This is a genomic window from Hymenobacter rubripertinctus, assembly GCF_003583925.1.
Lineage (GTDB): Bacteria > Bacteroidota > Bacteroidia > Cytophagales > Hymenobacteraceae > Hymenobacter > Hymenobacter rubripertinctus.
In genome coordinates, this window is the sequence record NZ_QYCN01000008.1 from 65,035 (window position 1) to 89,267 (window position 24,233).

At 60.2% G+C, this 24,233-nt stretch carries 21 protein-coding genes; 9 read left to right on the plus strand and 12 right to left on the minus strand.

From position 1 onward, the window contains the following. The first annotated feature begins 106 nt into the window (after positions 1–106). The gene (gene chrA, locus D0T11_RS07055; protein WP_380282981.1) at positions 107–1,333 is read left to right on the plus strand and encodes a chromate efflux transporter; all 1,227 of its coding nucleotides are present in this window, start codon (positions 107–109) and stop codon (positions 1,331–1,333) included. 162 nt (positions 1,334–1,495) lie between these two features. Here the strand turns inward: chrA and rfbA are convergent, their stop codons facing one another. From rfbA to prmC, 7 genes are all read right to left on the minus strand, one after another. Further along, entirely contained in the window at positions 1,496–2,368 is an 873-nt protein-coding gene (gene rfbA / locus D0T11_RS07060; protein ID WP_119655079.1) for a glucose-1-phosphate thymidylyltransferase RfbA, read from the minus strand. A 147-nt stretch (positions 2,369–2,515) separates the two neighbouring features. Then, positions 2,516–3,523 (minus strand): SDR family oxidoreductase, encoded by a 1,008-nt coding sequence (locus D0T11_RS07065; RefSeq protein ID WP_119655080.1) that lies wholly within the window; start codon positions 3,521–3,523, stop codon positions 2,516–2,518. Between the two features lie 109 nt (positions 3,524–3,632). After that, complete coding sequence (gene rfbB, locus D0T11_RS07070) at positions 3,633–4,688, minus strand: dTDP-glucose 4,6-dehydratase (RefSeq protein ID WP_119655081.1); 1,056 nt, start codon at positions 4,686–4,688, stop codon at positions 3,633–3,635. Positions 4,689–4,786: 98 nt separating this feature from the next. Then, the gene (galE, locus tag D0T11_RS07075) at positions 4,787–5,809 is read right to left on the minus strand and encodes a UDP-glucose 4-epimerase GalE (RefSeq protein ID WP_119655082.1); all 1,023 of its coding nucleotides are present in this window, start codon (positions 5,807–5,809) and stop codon (positions 4,787–4,789) included. Between the two features lie 100 nt (positions 5,810–5,909). Continuing rightward, positions 5,910–7,208: a nucleotide sugar dehydrogenase gene (locus D0T11_RS07080; protein WP_119655083.1), complete on the minus strand. Its 1,299-nt coding sequence runs from the start codon at positions 7,206–7,208 to the stop codon at positions 5,910–5,912. A 42-nt stretch (positions 7,209–7,250) separates the two neighbouring features. Continuing rightward, entirely contained in the window at positions 7,251–7,895 is a 645-nt protein-coding gene (locus D0T11_RS07085) for an acyltransferase (RefSeq protein ID WP_119655084.1), read from the minus strand. A gap of 162 nt (positions 7,896–8,057) precedes the next feature. After that, positions 8,058–8,933: a peptide chain release factor N(5)-glutamine methyltransferase gene (prmC, locus tag D0T11_RS07090; RefSeq protein ID WP_119655085.1), complete on the minus strand. Its 876-nt coding sequence runs from the start codon at positions 8,931–8,933 to the stop codon at positions 8,058–8,060. Positions 8,934–9,058: 125 nt separating this feature from the next. Here prmC and ribD point away from each other — a divergent pair, with 125 nt between their 5' ends. Continuing rightward, positions 9,059–10,114 carry a bifunctional diaminohydroxyphosphoribosylaminopyrimidine deaminase/5-amino-6-(5-phosphoribosylamino)uracil reductase RibD gene (gene ribD, locus D0T11_RS07095; protein WP_119655086.1) on the plus strand — a complete coding sequence of 352 codons (1,056 nt, stop codon included), beginning with the start codon at positions 9,059–9,061 and terminating at the stop codon, positions 10,112–10,114. A gap of 151 nt (positions 10,115–10,265) precedes the next feature. On the opposite strand, the gene rpmA is transcribed toward ribD, so the two are convergent. Beyond that, on the minus strand, positions 10,266–10,571 hold the full coding sequence (rpmA, locus tag D0T11_RS07100; protein WP_119655087.1) for a 50S ribosomal protein L27: 306 nt from the start codon (positions 10,569–10,571) through the stop codon (positions 10,266–10,268). Between the two features lie 108 nt (positions 10,572–10,679). Next, positions 10,680–10,985, minus strand: coding sequence for a 50S ribosomal protein L21 (rplU, locus tag D0T11_RS07105; protein WP_088462851.1), 306 nt, complete (start codon positions 10,983–10,985; stop codon positions 10,680–10,682). Between the two features lie 458 nt (positions 10,986–11,443). Here rplU and D0T11_RS07110 point away from each other — a divergent pair, with 458 nt between their 5' ends. Then, positions 11,444–12,406, plus strand: coding sequence for a ribonucleoside-diphosphate reductase small subunit (locus D0T11_RS07110; RefSeq protein ID WP_119655088.1), 963 nt, complete (start codon positions 11,444–11,446; stop codon positions 12,404–12,406). A gap of 471 nt (positions 12,407–12,877) precedes the next feature. On the opposite strand, the gene D0T11_RS07115 is transcribed toward D0T11_RS07110, so the two are convergent. After that, entirely contained in the window at positions 12,878–14,011 is a 1,134-nt protein-coding gene (locus D0T11_RS07115) for a metallophosphoesterase (protein WP_182888290.1), read from the minus strand. A 478-nt stretch (positions 14,012–14,489) separates the two neighbouring features. Between D0T11_RS07115 and D0T11_RS07120 the strand changes: the two genes are divergently transcribed. Both D0T11_RS07120 and D0T11_RS07125 read left to right on the plus strand, forming a co-directional pair. Beyond that, positions 14,490–16,199, plus strand: coding sequence for a CotH kinase family protein (locus tag D0T11_RS07120; protein ID WP_182888291.1), 1,710 nt, complete (start codon positions 14,490–14,492; stop codon positions 16,197–16,199). A gap of 379 nt (positions 16,200–16,578) precedes the next feature. Continuing rightward, complete coding sequence (locus tag D0T11_RS07125) at positions 16,579–18,960, plus strand: ribonucleoside-diphosphate reductase subunit alpha (RefSeq protein WP_119655091.1); 2,382 nt, start codon at positions 16,579–16,581, stop codon at positions 18,958–18,960. A gap of 64 nt (positions 18,961–19,024) precedes the next feature. On the opposite strand, the gene D0T11_RS07130 is transcribed toward D0T11_RS07125, so the two are convergent. After that, the gene (locus tag D0T11_RS07130; protein ID WP_119655092.1) at positions 19,025–20,530 is read right to left on the minus strand and encodes an AAA family ATPase; all 1,506 of its coding nucleotides are present in this window, start codon (positions 20,528–20,530) and stop codon (positions 19,025–19,027) included. A 167-nt stretch (positions 20,531–20,697) separates the two neighbouring features. Between D0T11_RS07130 and D0T11_RS07135 the strand changes: the two genes are divergently transcribed. From D0T11_RS07135 to D0T11_RS07150, 4 genes are all read left to right on the plus strand, one after another. Further along, positions 20,698–20,931, plus strand: a complete 234-nt coding sequence (locus D0T11_RS07135; RefSeq protein ID WP_119655093.1) for a DUF433 domain-containing protein — start codon at positions 20,698–20,700, stop codon at positions 20,929–20,931. Then, positions 20,931–21,302, plus strand: a complete 372-nt coding sequence (locus tag D0T11_RS07140; protein ID WP_220473707.1) for a DUF5615 family PIN-like protein — start codon at positions 20,931–20,933, stop codon at positions 21,300–21,302. The genes D0T11_RS07135 and D0T11_RS07140 overlap by 1 nt, the downstream gene beginning before the upstream one ends. 153 nt (positions 21,303–21,455) lie before the next feature. Continuing rightward, entirely contained in the window at positions 21,456–21,890 is a 435-nt protein-coding gene (locus tag D0T11_RS07145) for a hypothetical protein (protein WP_147374560.1), read from the plus strand. 686 nt (positions 21,891–22,576) lie between these two features. Then, complete coding sequence (locus tag D0T11_RS07150; RefSeq protein ID WP_119655095.1) at positions 22,577–22,771, plus strand: hypothetical protein; 195 nt, start codon at positions 22,577–22,579, stop codon at positions 22,769–22,771. 306 nt (positions 22,772–23,077) lie between these two features. Here the strand turns inward: D0T11_RS07150 and D0T11_RS07155 are convergent, their stop codons facing one another. Further along, on the minus strand, positions 23,078–23,842 hold the full coding sequence (locus D0T11_RS07155) for a DUF6252 family protein (RefSeq protein WP_147374561.1): 765 nt from the start codon (positions 23,840–23,842) through the stop codon (positions 23,078–23,080). Between the last annotated feature and the right edge of the window lie 391 nt (positions 23,843–24,233).

The following is a 24,233-nucleotide window of genomic DNA, read 5'->3' on the forward strand; positions in this document are numbered from 1 at the left end:
TCGCTTTATCCGCGTGAAAGTGCAACCCGCCAGCAGTTGAATCAGTGCGCAACCTGTATCTTGTTACGCCCCTACCTTCCGCTTCGTGCTCCCGGACTTGACCGCGCTGCCCCCCGACGATATTCAGCTAACTCCGCCGCCGCGCCGCAGCCCGCAGGTGAAGCGGGTGCGCAACGTTATCTTCCTTAAAGATGTGGCGGCGCTGGGCCTGACGGCCTTCGGCGGCCCGCAGGCTCACCTGGCCATGATGCTGCGGCTGCTGGTGGATAAGCGCCGCTACCTGACGGCCCCCGAGCTGCTGGAGCTCATGGCGCTCTGCCAGATTCTGCCCGGCCCCACTTCCACCCAAACCATCACGGCCATCGGTTTCCGGCTCGGCGGCCCCAATCTGGCCTACCTCACCCTGCTGATCTGGATGCTGCCGGCCGTGTGCATCATGACGGTGGCCGGCCTCTCCATCAGCTACCTCGATAAGGACCTGGTGATGCGGCTGGTGCAGTACGTGCAGCCGGTGGCGGTGGGCTTCGTGGCGTATTCGGCCTACAAGATTGCCCAGAAAGTTATTCATACCAAAACCTCGGTGGGCCTGATGGTAGCGGCGGCCCTGCTGGTGTACTGGGTGCAGGTGCCCTGGCTGATGCCCCTGTTGCTGGTAGCCGGCGGCCTGACGACGGCTTTCCGCTACGGCAAAATACCTCAGCAGGACAAGCTCCCGCTGCAAATAGAGTGGGCCAACTTCGTGCTCTGGCTGGGCGTGCTGATTGGGGCGGCCGTATTGGGCCAGTACACCCAGTCGCTGCCGGTGCGGCTGTTCGAGAATTTCTACCGCAACGGCAGCCTCGTGTTCGGGGGCGGGCAGGTGCTGGCCCCGCTGCTCTACACCGAGTTCGTCGAGTTCAAGCACTACCTCACGTCGGAGGAGTTCCTGTCGGGTCTGGGACTCGTGCAAGCACTGCCGGGGCCCAATTTCTCGTTTGCGGCCTACATTGGGGCGCTGGCCATGCGGCCCGAGCACCAGGGCCTGAGCGGGCAACTGCTGGGCGCCCTGGTGGGGTCGGTCGGCATTTTTATGCCCGGCACGCTGCTTATCTTCTTCCTGATCCGGTTCTGGGACCAGCTCAAGCGTTACCGGGTGGTGCAGGCCTCGCTGGAGGGCATCAACGCCGTATCGGCCGGGCTGGTCTGGGCGGCCACCTTCCTGCTCTACCACCCGCTGCCCGATACGCCCGTCAACCTGGCCCTCGTCGGGGCCACTTTCCTGCTCCTGCTCTGGGACAAGCTCCCCTCCTACCTCATCGTGGGCGCCGCGCTGGCGGCGGGAGTGATTTGGTAAGGTGGTAGAAAAGAACGGTCATTCTGAGCGAAGGCGGAGCCGAAGTCGAAGAATCTCGCGTGCAATGCTAACTCCTGACGACAGGATTACTTTAGCACGCGAGATTCTTCGACTTCGGCTCCGCCTTCGCTCAGAATGACCGTTCTTTTACCACTTCACCGCTTACATCAGCAGCTGTTCGGGCAGGCGCATGAGGTAGTCGCCGTAGCCGCTTTTGCGCAACGGCTCGGCAATGGTGCGCAGCTGGTCGGCGTCGATGAAGCCCTGGCGGTAGGCCACTTCTTCAATCGAGCCCACCTTCAGGCCCTGGCGCTGTTCCAATACCCGCACAAACTCACCGGCCTGCATCAGGCTCTCAAAGGTGCCCGTATCGAGCCAGGCAGTACCGCGGCCCAGGATGCCCACTTTGAGCTTGCCCCGACGCAGGTATTCCTGGTTGACATCGGTGATTTCGTACTCGCCGCGGGAACTGGGCTTCAGGTCGCGGGCAATCTGCACTACGTCGTTGTCGTAAAAGTACAGGCCCGGCACGGCGTAGTTGCTCTTGGGCTTTTCCGGCTTCTCCTCGATGCTAAGAGCCTTGTTGTTGGCATCGAACTCGACCACGCCATAGCGCTCGGGGTCGTGCACGTGGTAGGCGTACACCACGCCGCCCTGGGGGTCGTTGTTGCTCTTGAGCAGCTCCTCCATGCCTTCGCCGTGGAAGATGTTGTCGCCGAGCACCAGCGCTACCTTGTCGGAGCCGATGAAATCGGCACCCAGCACGAAGGCCTGGGCCAGCCCGTTGGGCACTTCCTGCACCACGTACTCGAACCGGCAGCCCAGCTTCGAGCCGTCGCCCAACAGCTTTTTGAACTGGTCCTGATCGTGGGGCGTGGTGATGATGAGGATTTCGCGGATGCCCGCCATCATCAGAATCGACAGCGGGTAGTACACCATCGGCTTGTCGTACACGGGCATCATCTGCTTGGAGACGGCCAGCGTAAGCGGGTGCAATCGGGTGCCGGAACCGCCGGCAAGGATGATACCTTTCATAGTAGTGGTGTTGGGGTCTGTTGATCTTGAATAACAGCCTGTCATCCTGAGTGGAGCGAAGAATCTTATACCCAGTAAACAACAATCGTTATAACGACTCGTGCTGGCCTGATAAGATCCTTCGCTCCGCTCAGGATGACAAACGGACTAGTTCCGCTCGGCAATGAACTCCTGGTGGGTCTTGAACCAGTCCAGCGTCTTCTGCAAGCCTTCCTGAATCCGCACTTTCGGCTCGTAGCCGAGCAGGTTTTTCGCCTTGCTGATATCGGCCAGCGAGTCGCGGATGTCGCCGGCGCGGTCGGGGCCGTACTCGGGCACGATGTCGGAGCCGGCTTCGGCTTTGAGGATGTTGAACAGGTCGTTGAGGGACGTGCGGTCGGCCACGGCCACGTTGTAGACCTGGTTTACGGCCTCCTTGCTGTCAACCAGCGCGGCCTTGATGTTGGCCTGCACGCAGTTTTCCACGAACGTGAAGTCGCGGGTCTGGCCGCCGTCGCCGTTCATGCGGGGCGGGCGGCCCTCCAGCACGGCATCAATGAAGAGCGGAATAACGGCCGCGTAGGCCCCATTCGGGTCCTGGCGCGGGCCGAAAATGTTGAAGTAGCGCAGGCCGATGATTTCCATGCCGTAGGTCTTGCCGAACACGTCGGCGTACAGCTCGTTGGCGTACTTGGTGACGGCGTAGGGCGACAGGGGCTTACCGATGCGGTCCTCCACCTTGGGCAAAGCCTGGTGGTCGCCGTAAGTGGAGCTAGAGGCTGCGTACACAAACCGCTTCACGCCGGCCTCTTTAGCACCTACCAGCATGTTCACGAAGCCGCCCACGTTCACGTCGTTGCTCGTAATCGGGTCGTTGATGGAGCGTGGCACGGAGCCCAGCGCGGCCTGGTGCAGCACCACGTCAATTCCCTGGCAGGCATCAATGCAAACCTGCCGGTCGCGGATGTCGCCCTCAATTACGCGCAGGGCGGGGTTACTTTCAAACAGGGCTACATTCTTGCGGAAGCCATTGGAGAAGTTGTCGAGCACGCGCACCTCTTTGGCACCGTACTTCAACAGATATTCCACCAGGTTCGAGCCGATGAAGCCGGCCCCGCCGGTGACGAGGAAGCTGAGGTTATCGAGCGGCCGGTCGTGAAAAGGAGTTTCGTACATTTTATAATTCTGAATTATGAATTATGAATTTTGAATTATGGCTTGGTCCAGGCCGATAACTCAGAGCAATTCATAATTCAAAATTCATAATTCAGAATTACTCAGCTCCTTAGCGCTGAGCGTATTGTTTCTGGTAATAGTCCTGGTAAGCGCCGCTGGTGACGTTGTTGAGCCAGGTTTCGTTTTCCAGGTACCAGTCTACGGTCAGGCCCAGGCCTTGTTCGAAGGTCACAGACGGTTTCCAGCCCAGCTCGTTCATGATTTTGCTGCTGTCGATGGCGTAACGCAGGTCGTGACCGGCGCGGTCGGTGACGAACTTGATGAGCTGGCGGGAGGTGCCTTTCTCCTTGCCGGTTTTCTCATCCAGCGTGTCGCAGAGCAGGTGGATGAGCTCCAGGTTGGCCCACTCGTTCACGCCGCCGATGTTGTAGGTTTCGCCCACCGTGCCCTTGTGGAACACGGCGTCGATGGCGGTGGCGTGGTCTTTCACGAACAGCCAGTCGCGCACGTTTTCGCCCTTGCCGTACACCGGAATGGCCTCGCCGTGCTGGATGCGGTGGATGGCCAGCGGAATGAGCTTTTCAGGGAAGTGGTTGGGGCCGTAGTTATTCGAGCAGTTGCTCAGCTTAATCGGCATGTGGTAGGTGTGGTGCCAGGCCCGCACGAAGTGGTCGGACGCCGCCTTGCTGGCCGAATAGGGCGAGCGGGGGTCGTAGCTGGTGTCCTCCGTGAACATCTCGGGGCCGAAGTCCAGCGAGCCGTACACCTCGTCGGTGCTCACGTGGTAGAACACTTTGCCCTCGTAGCCCAGCGGCTTCCACAGGTTTTTGGCGGCATTCAGCAGGTGCACCGTGCCCAGCACGTTGGTCTTCACGAAGGCCAGCGGGTCGGTAATGCTGCGGTCCACGTGGCTTTCGGCGGCCAAATGAATCACCGCGTCGGGCTCCTCGCGAGCAAACAACTCGTCCACGAAAGCCTGATCCGTAATATCGCCCTTCACCAGCCGGTAGTTAGGTGCCGATTCCACGTCGCGCAGGTTTTCCAGATTGCCGGCATACGTCAGCGCATCCAGGTTCAGAATCTGATACTCCGGATACTTGGTCACGAACAGGCGCACCACGTGCGACCCAATGAAGCCGGCTCCGCCGGTGATGATGATTTTCATTTTCTTGAGCTTTTAGCTGACAGCTGTTAGCTGTTAGCTTTCTGTTGAATAGTCTGTTTGAACGTAGAGCTGTCAGCGAACAGCTATTGGCTATCAGCTTACGAATCAGCTAAGGAAAGCTGCCACTTCCAGGCGCTGCCCAGGGCTTCTTCCAGCGAAGAAGACGTTTGGAAGCCCAGCTGCTGCACCGATTTGGTGACGTCGGCGTAGATGGCGGGCACGTCGCCGGGGCGGGGCGGGCCTATTTTATAGTTGAGCTTGACGCCGGTGGCGCGCTCGAAGGCCTGCACCACTTCCAGCACCGAGTTGCCGCGGCCGGTGCCTACGTTGAAGGTTTCTACCAGCTCGCCGGTGCCGGCTAACAAGCGCTGCACGGCCACTACGTGGGCCTTAGCCAGGTCCACCACGTGCACGTAGTCGCGGATGTTGGTACCGTCGGGCGTGTCGTACGTGTCGCCGTTGATGGTGAGCTGCTCGCGGATGCCGGCCGCCGTCTGGGTCACGTACGGAATCAGGTTCTGGGGCACGCCCAACGGCAGCTCGCCGATTTTGGCCGACGCATGGGCTCCGATCGGGTTGAAGTAGCGCAGCAGAATGGTGCGCAGCGTGTTGCCCGGCGCGGCGGCTACGTCGCGCAGGATGTCCTCGCCCATCTGCTTGGTAGCGCCGTAGGGCGAGTTGGCCTGCTTGGTGGGCGTCTGCTCGGTTACGGGCAGCACATCGGGCGTGCCGTACACGGTACAGGAAGATGAAAATACCAGCGCCGCCACCCCAAACTCGCGCATCACCGTCAGCAGCGTCAGCAACGAGCCCACGTTGTTCTGGTAGTACTCCAGCGGCTTCTGCAACGACTCGCCCACCGCTTTATAGGCCGCAAAGTGAATCACGCCGCGCAGGCTGCCTTCCTCGGCAAACACGGCCCGCAGCGCCTCGGCGTCGTTGCAGTCGATGCGGTGCAGTGGCACCTTCACGCCCAGAATGCTTTCCACCCCATGCAGCGCCGACTCCTGCGAATTGGCGAAGTTATCAATGATAACCGGCTGAAAACCGGCCTGATACAACTCCACCACCGCGTGCGAACCAATGTAGCCCGCTCCGCCCGTTACCAGTATCTTCTGCATCTTTTTTAGCTGTTAGCTGAGCGCTGGTAGCTGGTAGCTTATCAACCGGGCTTCCCAACGGAAGCTACCAGCTAACAGCGCTCAGCTAACAGCTAAGTATTTACAGGCTCCAGTATTGCATTTGCTTCACCTTGCCGCGGAACAGGCCTTTGATGTCGACCAGCACCGCATCGTCGCCGGTGATGGACTGGAAATAGGCCTCGTCGTGCTCGGTGTAGGGCTGATGGCTCACGGCTACCACTACGGCGTCGTAGTCGGTACGCACCTGGTCGGCGGGGGTCAGGCGGAAGCCGTACTCGTGGTGCAGCTCTTCGGAGTCGGCGTGGGGGTCCACGATGTCCACGTTCACCGAGAAGTTCTTCAGCTCCTGAATCACGTCGGCGACTTTAGAGTTGCGGATGTCCTCCACGTTTTCCTTGAAGGTGGCCCCCATTACCAGCACGCGGCTTTTGGCCACGTCCTTGCCTTTTTTGATCATCATCTGCACAGTTTTGCGCGCGATGTAGGCCCCCATGTTGTCGTTGGTGGTCCGGCCGCTCAGAATTACCTTGGCATCGTAGCCCAGCTCCTTGGCCTTATAGGTGAGGTAGTAGGGGTCGACGCCGATGCAGTGGCCACCCACCAGACCGGGCGAGAACTTGAGGAAGTTCCACTTGGTGCCGGCCGCTTCCAGCACCTCATAGGTGTTGATGTTCATGCGGTCGAAAATCATCGATAGCTCGTTCATCAGCGCAATATTTACGTCGCGCTGGGTATTTTCGATGATTTTGGCCGCCTCGGCCACCTTGATGCTGCTGGCCCGGTGCACGCCGGCCTTCACCACCAGCTCGTAGGTCTGGGCAATTTCCTCCAGCGACTCGGCATCACAACCAGCCACCACCTTCACGATGCTGCTGAGCGTGTGCTCCTTGTCGCCGGGGTTGATGCGCTCGGGCGAATAGCCCACCTTGAAGTCGCCAGCGGCGAAGCTCAGGCCCGAGTGCTTTTCCATCACCGGAATGCAGTCATCCTCGGTGCAGCCGGGATACACGGTGCTTTCGAACACCACGTAGTCGCCTTTCTTGAGCACTTTACCCACCGACGACGAGGCGCCGAGCAAGGGCTTGAGGTCGGGCTGGGCGTGCTCGTCGATGGGCGTGGGCACGGCCACCACGAAGAACGTGGCCGCGCGCAGCACTTCCAGCGAGTCGGTGAACTCGATGTCGCAGCCCACGAAATCCTCGGCCGTCAGCTCCCCGCTGGGGTCCACGTGGCCGCGCATCATTTCGACGCGCTTGGCATTGATATCGAACCCAATAACCTTGATTTTGCGGGCGAATTCGAGGGCAATCGGCAGGCCTACGTAGCCGAGGCCGATAACGGCCAGCGTGGCCTCTTTCTGAACTAGTTGGTCGTACACGATTAGGGTCTTAGAGACTGGAGGACTTGGGGTCTGAGAATACTAGAGGCAAGTATTCGACTTGCTAACGGGTTGCGAGGAGCTTCCCGACGCTTCGGGGCTGATACGGGAAACGCAGCCGTCGGTTAGCTGGTACTGGTCGCGGCTTTCGGGACAAGTGGCGTGGCCGGCCGCGTCGAAGGCGAGCTGGTGGCCGTGGGCGCTCATCCAGCCCTGGGGCCGGGCGGGGTTGCCGTACACCAGGGAGTAGGCCAGCACGTCGCGCGTAACCACCGAGCCAGCCCCCACAAAGGCGAACTCGCCCAGCGTCACGCCGCACACGATGGTACTGTTGGCCCCGATGCTTACCCCCCGGCCCAGGCGGGTAGGCAGGTAATGGGCATCGCCGCGGCGGGGCACGGCGGCGCGGGGGTTGCGCACGTTGGTAAACACCACCGAGGGTCCCAGGAAGACGTCATCGGCGCATTCCACGCCGGCGTACAGGCTCACGTTGTTCTGCACTTTCACGTTGCGGCCCAGCATCACGCCATCAGCCACAAACACGTTCTGCCCCAGGTTGCAGCCCTCGCCCAACACCGCATGGCTACTCACGTGCGAGAAATGCCAGATCCGGCAGCCGGCTCCCACGCGGCAGCCCTCATCGAGGACGGCAGTTGGGTGGGCGTAGTAACCGGAAGCGTCGGACATGCGAGAGGGGTAAGTGGGCCTTGATTGAGCCAGCAAAGGTAAGGATTTTGATAGTGTGGTGGGAAGTTGAAGTTTGTGGCCGGCTGACAATTGGTGGGGCAACCGCGCTATGGCCGGGGCAATGCGGCTCACTCCCGCCACCAGCCCCCTGTTATCTTTTCGTTAGGCCCCTTTCGGCAGGCCCGGCCACGTGGCCCGCACCATCCGGGGCCGGTCGAATATATCAGCGTGCGTAACGGCTCCGCCGTAGCCCAGTTCCTGCAACAGAGCCAAGGTTTCGGAGGCAAACTGCTCATTGATTTCAAAGTACAGCGTGCCGCCGGGTTTCAGCAGCTTCCGGCCCAGCCCGGCAATGCGGCGGTAGAAGAGCAGCGGGTCGTGGTCGGGCACGAACAGGGCGGTGGCGGGTTCGAAGGCCAGCACGTTGGGGCGCATCAGGGGGCGCTCATTTTCCAGTACGTAGGGCGGGTTGCTCACCAGCACGTCCAGCGGCCCGGCCAGTTGAGGAGTCTCCCTTAGAATATCCAGTTGCTGAAAATCAACGGTCACCTCATAGCGGGCGGCATTGCGCCGGGCCACGGCCAGGGCTTCCCCCGAAATATCCACGGCCGTGAGCTGGCAGCCGGGCAGGCGTTCGGCCAGGGCCAGCGGAATGCAGCCCGAGCCGGTGCCCACGTCCAGCACCCGCAGGCCGGCGCGGCCGCGCTGCTCGCGGGCAATCAGGGCCACCAGCTCCTCGGTTTCGGGCCGCGGAATGAGGGTGGCGGGCGTTACGTCCAGCTCCAGCCCGGCAAAGTGGGCCACGCCCAGCACGTACTGCAACGGCTCGTGGCCCAGCAGCCGGGCCTGAATTCCGGGCAGCCCGGCCAGGCGCTCATCCGCCCCCACTTCCTCCTGCCCCTGTATTAATCGTTGTAGAGGTGTCAGGGCCAGCAGATGTTCTAGTACCTGCGTGGCTATGGCCTCGGCTTCGGGGGTATCGTAGAGGGCTTGCAGAGCGGTGCTGAGGTCGGTGGTAAGCTGGCGGAGTGTGGGCATGCGGGCAAAAGTACGGCCGAAAGCGGCCTGTTTGGGCGGGGCGCGTATCTTCGCTGGCAACCGCCCCGTTCCATCGCCCCTCCCGCTGGGCCGGTGCAACAAGCCCTACCCTACCCCACCTACTCATGCCCTTCACCGCTTCCGAATTCGACCTGCTGATGATGCGCCGCGCCCTCGATCTGGCCCGGCTCGGCACCGGCTACGCCCGGCCTAACCCGCTGGTGGGCTGCGTTATCACCCACGAAGGCCGCGTTATCGGGGAAGGCTGGCACCGGCAGTATGGCGGCCCCCACGCCGAAGTCAACGCCATCAACAGCGTTACGGAGCCGGAACTGCTGCCCCGCAGCCGGGTCTACGTGACGCTGGAGCCCTGCGCCCACCACGGCCAAACGCCCCCCTGCGCCGATTTGCTCATTGAGAAGCAAGTAGCCGATGTCATCATCTGCAACCTCGACCCCAACCCGCTGGTGGCCGGCCGGGGCCTACAGAGGCTGCGCGACGCGGGCATAACAGTGGAAACGGGGGTACTGGAGGCCGAGGGCCGCTGGCTGAACCGGCGCTTCTTCACGTTTCAGGAGCAGCAGCGACCCTACGTGGTGCTCAAGTGGGCCGAAACCGCCGACGGCTACCTGGCCGGACCCTACTTTCAGCCGGTGCCCATCAGCGGGGAGCTGGCCCGGGTGGCGGTGCACCAGTGGCGGGCCGAGGAGCACGCCATCCTGGTAGGCACCCGCACTGCCCTGCACGACAACCCCCGCCTGAACGTGCGCGAGTGGCCCGGCCAAAATCCCGTCCGCCTCGTCATCGATAAGAACCTGAGCCTGCCGCCCACCCATTACCTCTTCGATGGCTCCCAGCCTACGCTCGTTTTCACTTACCGCGAACGGGCGGGCAAGCACAACGTGGAGTACGTGACGCTACCCGAAGCCGACGACCTGTTTCCGCGCATCCTGCGGCATTTGCACGAGCAGAAAGTTCAGTCGGTGCTGGTGGAAGGCGGCCCCACCGTGCTCAATTCCCTGCTCCGGGATGGCCTCTGGGATGAGGCGCGGGTTATTCGCGCGCCCAAGGTCCTTGGCGGCGGCGTACCGGCCCCCACGCTAGGCCTCACCGGCCTCCAGGAGCAGTTCCGCCTGGGCGAAGACGAAGTATTCATCTATAAAAGAGCCATTGGCGCATAGCTACTGGCCGATAGCCTGCTCGTATACTCACTGGCGGGCTCCAGCACAAAAGCTCCCGCCGGCTCTTTCCCTGATGCAGGAAAGAGCCGGCGGGAGCTTCGCCGTAGAACGAAAGCCCGCAGCCGGTGGCTGTTGGCTAACCGCTCAAAAACTACTCGGCCGCCGAAGCGTTGGCCGACGTGTGTACTTCCGAAGCCTCTACGGCAGCGGCTACTACCGACACGAACGAACGGTCTTTGCGGCCCTTGCGGAACTGCACCGTGCCGTCGATCATGGCAAACAGGGTGTGGTCCTTGCCCATTCCCACGTTCTGGCCGGGGTGGTGCTTGGTGCCGCGCTGCCGCACGATGATGTTGCCGGAAATGATGGACTGACCGCCGAAGATCTTCACGCCCAAGCGCTTGGATTCCGATTCGCGGCCGTTATTAGAGCTACCTACGCCTTTCTTGTGTGCCATTTTATTGGAGCTGTTAGCTGATAGCGGTTAGCTATTAGCTTTTTGTGAGAGCAAGCCAGTTGAACGGAGAGCTAACAGCTAACAGCCATCAGCTAACAGCTTATTCAACTAGGCGATGCTGTTGATCATTACTTTGGTGAACTGCTGACGGTGGCCGTTCAGCTTCTTGTAACCCTTGCGGCGCTTCTTCTTGAACACGAGCACCTTATCACCCTTCACGTGAGCGAGGATGGTACCGGTCACGGTCACGTCCAGCAGCGGCGAACCGATGGTGAGCGTCCCGTTATCATCGGTCAGCAGGGCCTTGCCCAGCTGCACCTCGTCGCCGACGTTGCCAGCCAAACGGTGGGCATATACAAATTTATTGGCTTCGACCTTGGTCTGCTTCCCGGCTATGTTGACAATTGCGTACATCGGCGTCTTGGCGGTTTCTGAAAAATGGAAGGCAAAAGTAGAAGTATCCGCTCACATATGCAAACCCTAACTCATTAAACCTCATCACTCCTGCCTTTAGAGCCCCTGAAAGCCTTTATGCAGGAACGCGCCGGCGGGTACGCGAATAGTTTTTTTGTGGATAACTGCAATTGTCCACACCACAAATGTGGATAACTTTTTTATTTTTTTGCTTTCCGCCGCCAAATAGGGCCTGCTCAACCAATTCGACCAATGCTCAGCAGCTTAGCGGCATAGGCAAAACTTAACACGGAAAAAATGCCGGACCCAGGTCCTCGTTCCCGACTGCGCGGTTTATCTTTGACATTCGGCCACCCCCGCCGGCCGGGCAAACTTTGCCGGCGGACTTGGGTTAGGCTAACACTGCCCCCCCGGCGGCGCAAAGCCGGACTGATCTTACGTATTTTACCCCTGCTGCCATGGAACCGCTACTCACCGAGAACCCGAACCGCTTCGTTCTTTTCCCCATTCAGCACGACGACGTGTGGCAGTTCTACAAGAAGGCCGAGGCCTCGTTCTGGACGGCCGAGGAAATTGACCTGAGCCAGGACCAGAAGGACTGGGACAACCTCAACGACGGCGAGCGGCACTTCATTTCCCACGTGCTGGCCTTCTTCGCGGCCTCCGACGGCATTGTGAACGAGAACCTGGCCATCAACTTCATGCAGGAAGTGCAGATGGCCGAGGCCCGCTGCTTCTACGGCTTCCAGGTGATGATGGAAAACATCCACTCCGAAACGTATTCGCTGCTGATTGACACCTACATCAAAGACCCCAAGCAAAAGGACTACCTCTTCAACGCCCTCGAAACGGTACCCTGCGTGAAGAAAAAAGGCGACTGGGCCATTAAGTGGATCAACTCGGAGAACTTCACCGAGCGCCTAATTGCTTTCGCGGCCGTGGAAGGCATCTTCTTCTCCGGCTCGTTCTGCTCTATTTTCTGGCTCAAGAAGCGCGGCCTCATGCCCGGCCTCACCTTCAGCAACGAGCTGATTTCCCGCGACGAGGGCCTGCACTGCGACTTCGCCTGCCTGCTCTACAAGGACCACCTCCAGAACAAGCTGCCCGAAGCCCGGGTCCAGGAAATCATCCGCGACGCGGTGGAAATCGAGCAGGAATTCGTGACCGACGCGCTGCCCGTGAACCTGATTGGGATGAACGCCAAGAGCATGAACCAGTACATCGAGTTCGTAGCCGACCGCCTGCTCGAATCGTTGGGGTACAGCCGCATCTACAACGCTACCAACCCCTTCGATTTCATGGAAATGATTTCGCTCCAGGGTAAAACCAACTTCTTCGAGAAGCGCGTGGCCGAGTACCAAAAGGCCGGCGTAATGAGCGAGCGGACCGAAAACGCCTTCTCCCTCGACGAGGACTTTTAAGCGTCCGGCATTGCTGGCGAAATGCAAAGCCCCGATTCCGCGCCTGCGGAGTCGGGGCTTTGTGCTGGATTACCGCTGGGTTACCATTGCCCGTCTCACCGTATGAAGCGCGAAGGCCAAACGAGAATTGTTGGGGGCGGTTGCGCCAGAAGCATGCCCGGCAACGAGACAGGAAGCCCGCCACGAAAGCCGTAGAACTCATTTGAATTCTGCACCAATCCATGATCCAGCCCCGCAACCAGTGGCCTCTCCCGGGCCAAACCGACCCCAGCCGGACGTCCTGCGCCTTCTGCCGCCGTCGGCTACGCATCAAGGGGCAGCCCGTTTTTCAGAACTGTTCCTGCAAGGCTTTTGGGCCAGACATAACCATTGCGGCGCTAGTGGCCGGGGCGGTGCTGGTGGCAGTTGGCGGGTGGCTCTGGTGGCGTAAGCACTAAAACAGCCCTACCCTGCTGCCTGTCTGCCCGGCCCTTAGTTCACCACCAAGCGCTGGACCCGCGAGAAGTTGTGGCTGCGCAGTTGCAGGAAGTAGATGCCCGCCGCCAGCGGCCGGCGCACCAGGGGCAGGCGGTGCCAGCCAGCCGCCATGAAGCCCTCCTGGAGGCGGGTTACTTCCTGCCCAATCCCGTTGAGCACCCGCAACTGCACGGTGGCGGCAGCGGGCAGAAAAAACTCCACCGTCGCGTCCTGTTGCAGGGGGTTCGGGCTGACGGGATACAGAACCGGACTGGCTTCGGGCGACCGGCGCAGCACGTAAGTGTCGACCAGCTGACGAGTGCGGGTGAAGAACTGGAACGTGAGGCTGTCGGGGGTGGCGTTGAGGAGCATGGCCCCGTAGTTGCCGTTGAAAATGGCCTTGCTCTCGGGTAGTTGGGGCCGGTAGGTGCGCACGCTCCGGCCCCCGAGGCCGTTCACGAAATACGGCAGCCCGTCAACCAGCAGCCGCTCGTAGTGGTGGTCGTGGCCGGCCAGCACCACCGACGCGCCCCACTCCCGGAAGGGCCATTGCAGCTTTTTATCGGAGCCGTGCAGGCCCGAGGAGTAGGGCGCGTGGTGCAGGTAGACCACCTTCCAGCGGGCCCGCGAGGCCGCCAGCCGGGTGCGCAGCCACTGGCCCTGCCGGGAGTCGGCCGTGATGCCGTCGGGCTCGGCCGGGTCGCTGTCGAGGGCGAAGAAGTGGACGTCGCCGCGCACGAACTCATAGTAGCGGCCGTTGCCGGGCAGCGTGAAATAGTCGCGGTAGGCCTCGCCGTTGCGGGTGTAGTAGTCGTGGTTGCCCAGAGACGGGAAGAACCGGTCGGTGGAGGTCCGCGGCCCGTAGCGGCCCCGGTAGTTGCGGATATACTCGTGGTAATACTGCCCGATGTTCTGGTCGATGGTCATGGAATCACCCAAATCGTAGTTGTTGTCGCCCAGCGTGATAATGCACTCCGGGTCCCAGCTCTTTACCAGTTGGGCCACGTCGCGCTCCGCGGAGCCGGCGAAACCGTAGTCGCCGATGGCGGCGAAGCGCTGCGCCAGTAACGGAGTGGTGAACAGGAGCCCCAGTAGCAGCAACAGCGGGCGTTGCCAGGTACAGATTCCGGCGCAAAGACGAGCAAACATGGCACTTTTCAAATAAATAATAAAGCCCGATAAAGAACATTGGTACCCGCTATCCAACCGGGCAACTTTCTGCCTTATTTCGCGCTCCGAACGTAGAAATCTATGCTGCATTCCCGACCAATGGGTGGCCGGCCATGCGCACCACAAAATGCCCACCCGGCCGACCAGGCGCTGATTGGGAAGCTTAAAACTACTGTCTTTACAGCGAAGATTCAGCTGCCGGCCATTACTTATTTTTTGTTTTTATCCCCCTTAACGTCATGCCTTTCTATCAGACTTTTCCTATGTATTATCCTATTAGCAGTTCTTTCCTTCCCTGGGCTCTCCGGTCCTTCTGATCTTTTCCTGCCGCTCCGGCATCCGCGTCCGGATGCTCGCGGGATTCCGGGCGTCGCTGACGCCGGCCAACAGCTCCCGCCACGGGGCGGCCGAACAACGTCACGTTCTACTCATTCCTTATTTTCTTCCTAACTGTCTCATGCCTCGAATTGCTACTGCTTTATTGTGCCTGGCCCTGAGTGGGTCGTTGCTAAGCCCCCGCTCCGCTACTGCCGACACGCTGACTATTGCGCCCACGTTTTATCACATTGATCAGCAGAAACACCTTATCCTCATCAACCGCAAGCCAACCGACCTCAATGCCGGGGGCACCCAGAAAACCCATCTGGACCTAAACGAAACCTACACCTTCAGCCAGCCGCTGACCACCATTACCACCGACCTAGCCTACCAGGCCGAGCACGACGGCACCCGCTTCTCGGTGTACTTCACGGAGCTGCCGGTGGTCAGTATTACAGCCCGCAAGCCCATCCAGGATACGCCCAGCATCTACGCCCGGCTCAGCCTGGCCGAACCAGCCGGCACCGTGACCGAGTCGGCGCTGGGCATCGAGTTCCGGGGCGGTTATTCCCAGACCTACCCGAAGAAATCCTACGAGCTGAGCTTCTGGAAAGACAGCACCGGGGCCGCCTCCCGCGACGTGCAGCTGCTGGGCATGCGCACCGACAACAAGTACAACCTCCAGGCCATGTACAACGAGCCGCTGCGGGTTCGCAACAAGGTCAGCTTCGAGCTTTGGCAGGAAATTCACGAGCCCTACTACCGCACCCAGGAGCCGGAGGCCAAAAGTGGCATTGCCATCCAGTACGTGGAGCTGTTTCTGAACGGGACCTACCAGGGCGTGTACGCCCTCACCGAACGGATTGACCGCAAGCAGCTCAAGCTGAAAAAGTACAGCAACGGCATTACGGGCGAGCTGTACAAAGGCGCCGACTGGGGTCCGGCCGTGACGTTCAGCGGCGCGCTGCCGGCCTTCGATAACGCCTCCAAAACCTGGGGCGGTTTCGAGTACAAGCACCCCGAAGAGCAAACCGACTGGAGCAGCCTCTACAACTTCGCCGATTTTGTGCGCAACAGTTCCGACCAGGAGTTCTTCAGCACCGTCCAGCAGAAGTTCAACCTGCGCAACGCCGTGGATTACTACCTGTTCCTGAACCTGACCCGGGCCACCGACAACACCGGCAAAAACCTCTACATCGCCAAGTACAAGAAGGGCGAGCCGTACTTCTACGTGCCCTGGGACCTGGATGGCGTGTTCGGCACCGACTGGACCGGCAACCCCGCCAACGTCACGAACGACCTGCTCACCAACGGCTTCTACGACCGGCTCTGGCAGGACTGCTCCGCCACGGGCTTCCGGGCCGCGCTGCGCACCCGCTGGGCTGAGCTGCGCCGCAGCACCCTCACCGAAGACCACATTCTGGCCAAGTTCCGGACCCATAACAACTACCTGACCCAGAACAACGTGTACGAGCGGGAGCAGCTGGCCTGGGCCGACTTCCACCCCGTGCCCGACCAGCTGACCTACACCGCCACCTGGCTCGGCAACCGCCTCCGCTACCTCGATACGGCCTTCGGTGCCTCGTGCAACGTGCTGACGGCCAACGCGGCCCCGGCCACCAACGCGGTGCAGCTGTTCCCCAACCCCACCACCGACTACCTGAGCATCCGGACCACGGCCACGGCCACTGACCTCTGCCTGCGCGACCTGCGCGGCCAGGTGGTGCTGCAAGCGGCCCTGCGCGGCCCCCTCAACCAACTCGACCTGCGCCACCTGCCCAAGGGCCTCTACCTGGCTACCCTGCGCGATGAGCAGCGCACCACCACGCTGCGGGTGGTGCTCCACTAACCGGCCGCCGCCCGTCGGTACCTCCCGCAAAGAGCCCCGCCTTCCGCTTCGGAGGACGGGGCTTTTTGCGGGCGTCGGCTCCCCTGCAATACCACTTCCGCCGCAATCCGCCAACCCGATTTTGCGGGGCCGATTACGAAACATAGCGCTATTCAATTATCGAAAAACCGCCTGAACTACACCGTTTTAAGCCTATGTGGAAAACTTCTGAAAAGAAGGTTTGTCCTAAAGGCCAGATAGAAATATCTTCCGGTATCAATGACCGCGCTTTGGCCTCCGGAGCCGCGTTCCGAACCTGATATACGCGCCTCGGCGGGCCGCCTGCAACGGCCCGCCGGGGCCTTTCTCTACTACCTCCCTTCCTCAACCCGCATCGCTTATGTTGGTAATCAAACGCGACGGCCGCCGCGAATCCGTGAAATTCGATAAAGTCACGGCCCGCATCGAAAAGCTCTGCTACGGGCTCAACATGAACTTCGTGTCGCCGATTGAGGTGGCCAAAAAGGTGATTGACGGCATTTACGACGGCGTAACCACGATTGAGCTCGACAACCTGGCCGCCGAAACGGCCGCCTCGCTCACCACCAAGCACCCCGACTACGCCATTCTGGCCGCCCGCATTGCCGTGAGCAACCTGCACAAGGTCACCAGCAAGTCGTTCAGCAGCACCATGAAGCGGCTGCACACCTACGAGGACCCGAAAACGGGCGAAAACGCCTCGCTCGTGGCCCAGGACGTGTGGGAAATCGTGCACCAGCACGCCGCCACCCTCGATTCGGCCATCATCTACGACCGCGACTACAACTACGACTACTTCGGCTTCAAAACCCTGGAACGCAGCTACCTGCTGCGCCTTGATGGCAAGGTGGTGGAGCGGCCCCAGCACATGCTCATGCGCGTGGCCGTGGGCATTCATAAGCAGGATATTGCCTCCGCCATTGAGACCTACGAGCTGATGAGCGAGCGGTGGTTTACCCACGCCACGCCCACGCTCTTCAACGCCGGCACGCCCAAGCCCCAGCTCAGCTCCTGCTTCCTGCTCACGATGAAGGACGACTCCATCGAAGGCATTTACGACACGCTGAAGAACTGCGCCCTGATTTCGCAGAGCGCCGGCGGCATCGGGCTGGCCGTGCACAACGTGCGGGCCACCGGCACCTACATCAAAGGCACCAACGGCACCTCCAACGGCCTCGTGCCCATGCTGAAGGTGTTCAACGACACGGCCCGCTACGTGGACCAGGGCGGCGGGAAGCGCAAGGGCGCTTTCGCCATTTACCTGGAGCCCTGGCACGCCGACATCTTCGACTTCTTGGATCTGAAAAAGAACCACGGCAAGGAGGAGATGCGCGCCCGCGACCTGTTTTTTGCCCTCTGGACGCCCGATTTGTTCATGAAGCGGGTGGAAGCCAACGGCGACTGGACGCTGATGTGTCCCCACGAGTGCCCGGGCCTCGACACCAGCCACGGCGCCGAGTTCGAGAAGCTCTACCTCAAGTACGAGCGCGAAGGCAAGGGCCGCCGCACCATCAAGGCCCAGGAATTGTGGTTCGCCATCCTGGAAAGCCAGACCGAGACCGGCACGCCCTACATGCTGTTCAAGGACGCCGCCAACGGCAAGAGCAACCAGCAGAACCTCGGTACCATCAAGAGCTCCAACCTCTGCACCGAGATTATGGAGTACACCGACGAAAACGAAATTGCGGTCTGCAACCTCGCCTCGCTGGCCCTGCCCCGCTACGTGCGCCCCGACGAGGCCGGCAACCTGTTCTTCGACCACCAGAAGCTCTATGACGTTACCTACCACGCCACGCTGAACCTGAACAAGGTTATCGACATCAACTACTACCCCGTTATCGAGGCCGAGCGTAGCAACCGTCGCCACCGCCCCATCGGGCTGGGCGTGCAGGGGCTGGCCGATACGTTTATTGCCCTGCGCATGCCCTTCGAGAGCGACGAAGCCAGCGGCCTGAACAAGGACATCTTCGAGACGCTGTACTTCGCGGCCATGACGGCCTCCAAGGACCTGGCCCAGCGCGACGGCCACTACGAAACCTTCCCCGGCTCGCCCCTGAGCGAGGGCAAGTTCCAGTTCGACCTCTGGGGCGTAACGCCCGACTCGGGCCGCTGGGACTGGGACACGCTGCGGGCCCAGGTAATGGAGCACGGCGCGCGCAACTCGCTGCTGGTGGCCCCCATGCCCACGGCCAGTACCGCCCAGATTCTGGGCAACAACGAGTCGTTTGAGCCCTACACGAGCAACATTTACGTGCGCCGGGTGCTCAGCGGCGAGTTTATGGTGGTGAATAAGCACCTGCTCAAGGACCTCATCAAGCTCGGCCTCTGGAACGAGCAGATGAAGACGGCTATCATTGCCGCCAACGGCTCGGTGCAGGACATTGCCAGCATCCCGCAAAACATCAAGGACCTGTACAAAACGGTGTGGGAGATTTCCCAGCGCCGCATCATCGACATGTCGGCCGACCGGGGCGCGTACATCTGCCAGAGCCAGAGCCTGAACCTGCACGTGCTGAACGTGAACTTCGGCAAGCTCACCAGCATGCACTTCCACAGCTGGAAGCGGGGCCTGAAAACGGGCATGTACTACCTGCGCACCAAAGCCGCCGCCGACGCCATCAAGTTCACGGTGCAGAAGCAGGCCGCCGAAACCCTGGAGCCGCTCAACGTAGCCGCCCAAAACGCCTCGGACATGTCCTGCTCACTGGACGACCCGGAAGGCTGCGAGGCCTGCGGGTCGTAGGAAGTAGAACAACTAATCATATGAAAAGGGGGCTGCCAAACAAGGCAGCCCCCTTTTCATATGATTAGTTGTTCATTGCTGATAGTTGGTTAATTCTGGTGTCACCTTGAGTTGGTGTCAAAATAGCTGCCCGCTCTAGCTCCTGCTCTCGCCAGTAGCTTTCAAGAGCTATTTGACCACAACGTTCTTGAAATTGAGCAGGAGTTTCTTTTTTAAAATCTTGCCGTTCGATATATTCGATCATGGCCGCAAATTCACTGTCGTAACCATCTAAGATGCGTGAAGCCATAATTCTCATGTCCTCCGGTTCCATATAGCCCAATTCAATGGCCTTGTCAATTCTACCTGGCCGAGTAGAAATAACTTCACTAGCTCCGTCAGCAGCTTTACCAGGAATACCAAGTGCGCTATCAATTTTCGATAAGTCATTAGCTGTGATGATAGTAAAGATTCCACCAGCTTTTTCAATACCATCTAAACAATTAAGTAGGCAGTCAAATGTGAGAGGAGCCAAGGGGCCGTTTTGGGTGTTGTTCTCTTCACCCTCTTCTGTATTTGAAGATTGGACGAATGGCATAAAACCTACAGAACGACGGGAAACATTTTCTCGGCCGTGAAAAACATTGTCCATGTCCTCAATCAATGCAATGCAAGGAGTGTTAACCTGCATCTTTGCCCAAGCCTTCATCAAACCAGCATTGTCTAACTGAGCTAAACTGAATACATAAATTGGCAAATGCATGTCCTCCGCGAAAGCCCTAGCTAATGCTGTCTTTCCTGTGCCAGGAAGCCCATACAGTAACCACCCCCTTTTCCAAGGAATATTCTTGCTCTGGTACCATTCTTTGCTTTTATTCCAGCGCTCAATTTCTCCTATCAAGTCTTTAATCCTCTTAGGAAATATCAAATTATCCAGCGCTTTACCCGTGGAGACAGAAGCTCTTCCAAGAGCGTTGGAATCAATACCTACTAACCGATATTTTGCTTGCTCATACCAAGGTAATCCGTCAGAGGTTGGGGTATACTCATCTTGGGTTTCGCGCTTTTCTGGTACGTAGTAAATAGTGAAGCGAGATTCTTCAATTCCATCTTGGCTGATACGCCAAGTCGCATCGTTCTTGGCTTTGCATGCTGCGGTGATGATAAAATCTACGTTAAGAGTGCCACGCAGGAATGTAATGGTCGTAGTAGAAGAATTGTGCTCGTAAACATGATCATGATGAGAATCTTGGTTCTTACCATCATTGTTCTGATTATTAGAAAACCAAAAAGGCCATTTACCATTCCAAAAGATTATGGAGCGCTGCCCATACAATTCATATGGAGTTAAACCATACCGTCCATCTCTACGACTCTCGTTTACAGCACCGTAAACCTTGTCGTATACTCTAGAAAATTTATAATTATTGATTAAGTAGGTAGTAAGAGCTGCCTGCATTCCGGCTGTTGGAATTTCTACTTGTTGAATAAAGAGACTGACTATACGCCATAAGACTGCTTTAATTTTATCCCAAAAGCCTACAACAGCGCTTAGAATGGCGCCGCCAGCAAAGTATTTTGTAAAATCCATAAACAAAGGTTAATTTATACGTGATTTCACCATAATTGCGCCAAAAACGATGCAGTGACATAATGGCACCAGCCGCTGCCGCCCCCGGTAGCGGCTGGTTGGCGTTTGGGGGCGTTGCACCGGATGACGTCGGGCGCATATCCACCTAGAATCAGTACTTTAGTTCTATGTCTGACCTGCTCGCCCGCATCACCGTCAATCCTGCCATCTGCCACGGCCAGCCTACCGTGCGGGGGCTGCGCTACCCGGTGCAGAACGTGCTGGAACTGCTGGCCTCCGGGATGACGGACGCGGAGATTCTGGCGGATTATGAGGACCTAGAAGCCGCCGACCTCCGCGCTTGCCAGGCCTACGCGGCGGAGCTGCTCAAAACCAAAACCTTCTACCGTCTGGCTTCCTGATGACGCCCTCGCTGGTGAAGGTGCTGGTAGATGCCCAGTTGCCCCGGCATCTGGCGCGCTGGCTGGCCCATGAGGCGGGCTTCGACGCCCTGCACACCTTCGACCTGCCCGCCGCCAACAACACAGCCGACGAGAGCATCAACGACTTATCGGTGCGTGAAAGCCGGGTCGTGATTACCAAGGACGCTGATTTCGTCAACTCATTTATCCTGCACGGCCGGCCCTACAAGCTGCTGCTGGTTTCGACGGGCAACATGCGCACCGACGACTTGGTGAACCTGTTTCGTCAGTACTTACCCCAGCTGACCAAGGCGCCACAGTGGCACAGCTACCTGGAATTATCGCGGGAGCAGTTACTGATTCATCGGTAGAAGCAGTCGGGTAATCCTCTGTCACCTGGAAGCATTGATTCCGTTCTGGGAAACCGTCCCTCTGCGGTGGCGTCTGTTTTTGAAGCTCCCAGCCGCTGCCGCCCCCGGTAGCGGCTGGTGGGCGTTTGGGGCGTTTGCTGCTACCTTGCCGCCGTGCGCTACCGAACTGCTTCCGCTTCGTCTTACCCCTGGCCCGTGCGGGTGGTGCTGGCCATCTACTCCGCTTGCTTCCTGATTGGGACCTACACCCACGCGGCGGGTATTTTGCGGCGGGGGCTGCTGGCCTCGCCGGTGCCGGTGGGCATTGGGGTGTTCTGGGATGCCCTGACGCTGCTCGACCCGCTGGCGGCGGTGCTGGTGTGGTGGCGGCCGCGCCTGGGCCTACCGCTGGCCGTGGCTATTATGGCGGCCGATATCAGCGTGAACAGCTACGTGTATGTGGCCGGCTACTTCGGGCCGCCGGCAGCGGGGCTGGTGCCGCTGAGTTTGTTGGAGCAGGCGCTGTTCGGGGTGTTCGTATTCGTAACCGCCCCAGGGGTGTATGGGCGGAATCCATCTGACGCGAGTTTAGCGAAGCACGACTCGTGACCAACCTCAAGGTAGAGGCTGTCCTGCTCCTGCCGCCGTGCGGCAAGCCGGAACCGCGCCGCCAGGAGAAATCCGGGCGGCATTTTTCGTTCGGACAAGGGAGGCCTAACCTCCCGGGAGGCGTACCCACTTCAGGAAGTGTATAGGCCCGGGGGTGCAGGCCTTAATACCTGCGTTTCGGCGACCCGGAAGTACCGCGCCAGTTAGCCAACAGGGGGGTATGGGACAGAGTAGGTATGGGACAAAGATTTTTGTCCCATACCTACTCTGTCCCATACCCCCCTCCCCATGCGTGCCATCGGCCCCCGCCCATCCTCGGGGCCGCCCCTGCGTGGCTGCCTGGATATTGGATCAGGACTTACGCACTGGGCGTTTGTCATTGGCGGAACTGCTCCATAGTTACCTCCTACCCCTGAGGGGCCGAACGCGGCTCCGGTTGCTAAATCCCGTACCGGGCAGCGGCCCACCAGCGCCGGGCCGCTGGCCGCACTGGCCACCAACGCCGCCCGCGCCTGGGCCGCCTCCGAGCTACTGCCCTGCTCTGGCTCTCCAAGGCCGAGCTGACGGCCCTGGCCGCCGCTTTCGCCCAGGGCCGCGACGCTGCCGATGCCGCCGGCGACCAGCGCACGCCCCAGTCGCGCCGGCTCCAGGAGCTGGACCGGCAGCTCGGTAAGAGCCTCAAGTACGTGAAGGGCTACCTGGCCGAGGAGCACGAGGACGATGCGGGCCGCGCCTGCTTCCCCGAGTTTGGGATTGAGCGCGAAAATGAGAGCTACCGCCTGCCCGCCACCCGCCCCGAGCGTCTAAAAGCCGTGCAGCAACTGCTGGCTGCCCTCCCCACCCACGGCTTCTACCAGAAGAAGTACGGCACCGCCTACTAGCATCCGCGACGCGACGAGCGAAGCGCGTACCGTATAGAAGGCTATCCGACTAGCGGTTTTGTCATTCCGACGCAGGAGGAATCTGGGTAAAATCGTTGAACTGCCTGTTCGATGACTCTACTCAGATTCCTCCTGCGTCGGAATGACAAAACCGCTAGTCGGGCAACGGATTTGCGCGGTACTGCTTCCTCTGGGGCGGGGGCCTGGGGGCTGCTCAACGGGCCTTACTGCCGCTACCGCATCGGGCCTCAGCCGTCCCACCCCGCCCGGTGCCAGCCGACGGGCCGGGCAACGAACGGGGTGGCGTTAGTAGCCGAGGTTGGTCAGGATGCCCTCGGTGATGGTGGCGGTGTCGGGGGCGCTGGCCGGGCCGAAAACCTTGTTGCCCACGAAGCGAAAGGTGCCCGAAAACCGATGGGTGGCGGCGTTAACGACCGTAATAACCAGGGTGCCTTCGGTAGCACTCCCGGTCCGGATGTAGTTGGAGGAATATGGTACGGCATCGGGGCCGGTGTAGCGGGCCGAGTTTTCGGGCGTTACCAGCGAGTAGGTGCCGACCACGGGAACCAGACCATCGAGCAGCAGCTGAATAGTGCGCTCATTCGGGCCGCCGGGGTCAGCCAGCACCGTAATAATGCGGCTGTCGCTCAGCACCTGCGTGGAATAGAACGTGGTGGAAACGGCCACCCCGTTGGCCCGGTAGGTGATGCCGGCGGGCAGCGCCGCCAGCGTGGTGGTGCCCGCGTTGGTGCCACTGGCCCCGAGCGTCACGGTGGCCGGGGCGGGCGCGGCGTACCCCGGCGCGGGCTCAAACGTGAGCGTGTAGGCCCCGGTGGGCAGGCCCGGAAAGGCATAAGCCCCGGTACCGGCATCGGGCGCAACCCGCGTGGCTTGGCCCCCGGCGGCGGTTGCCGTTACCGCTACCGCCGCCCCCGCAGGCCCCACCATACCGCTGAGCGTAGCCGTGCGGGTAGCCACCACCGGATCGGTGGCTTTGTCGCCGCAGGCCGACAACAGGGGCACAGTGGCCGCCAGGGCCATAAAAACGATACTTGGCAGATACTTTTTCATCTTATTGATTGGGCACCGTCAGGCATAACGAGGTGGCAAGATACCCCGACGGCCGGAAAGCGTGGGCATCCGCTCAGGACGTACACTACCAGGCAAGATGAACGGGGGCGGCCAGCGTTATCGTTGACGAAGGCGCTCCGGCGGCAATCGTTCCAGGGCCGGAAAGCGCGCTTTATAGCTGCCCGGAGCGCGGGCGGCGTGGCGGTAGCAAGAGTGAGGGGCATCCGCTGGCCAGTAGCGCGTCTGCCAGCGGGCAATCTGCTCTTCAAGGGCGGGGTTGAGCGGCTCTTAGCGCAAATTTCAGGCTGATGAACGGGTAGTAGAGACGCGACACTTCGTGTCTCCACGTTGAACATCAACCCGACAACAAGCAAACCCGAAGTGTCGCGTC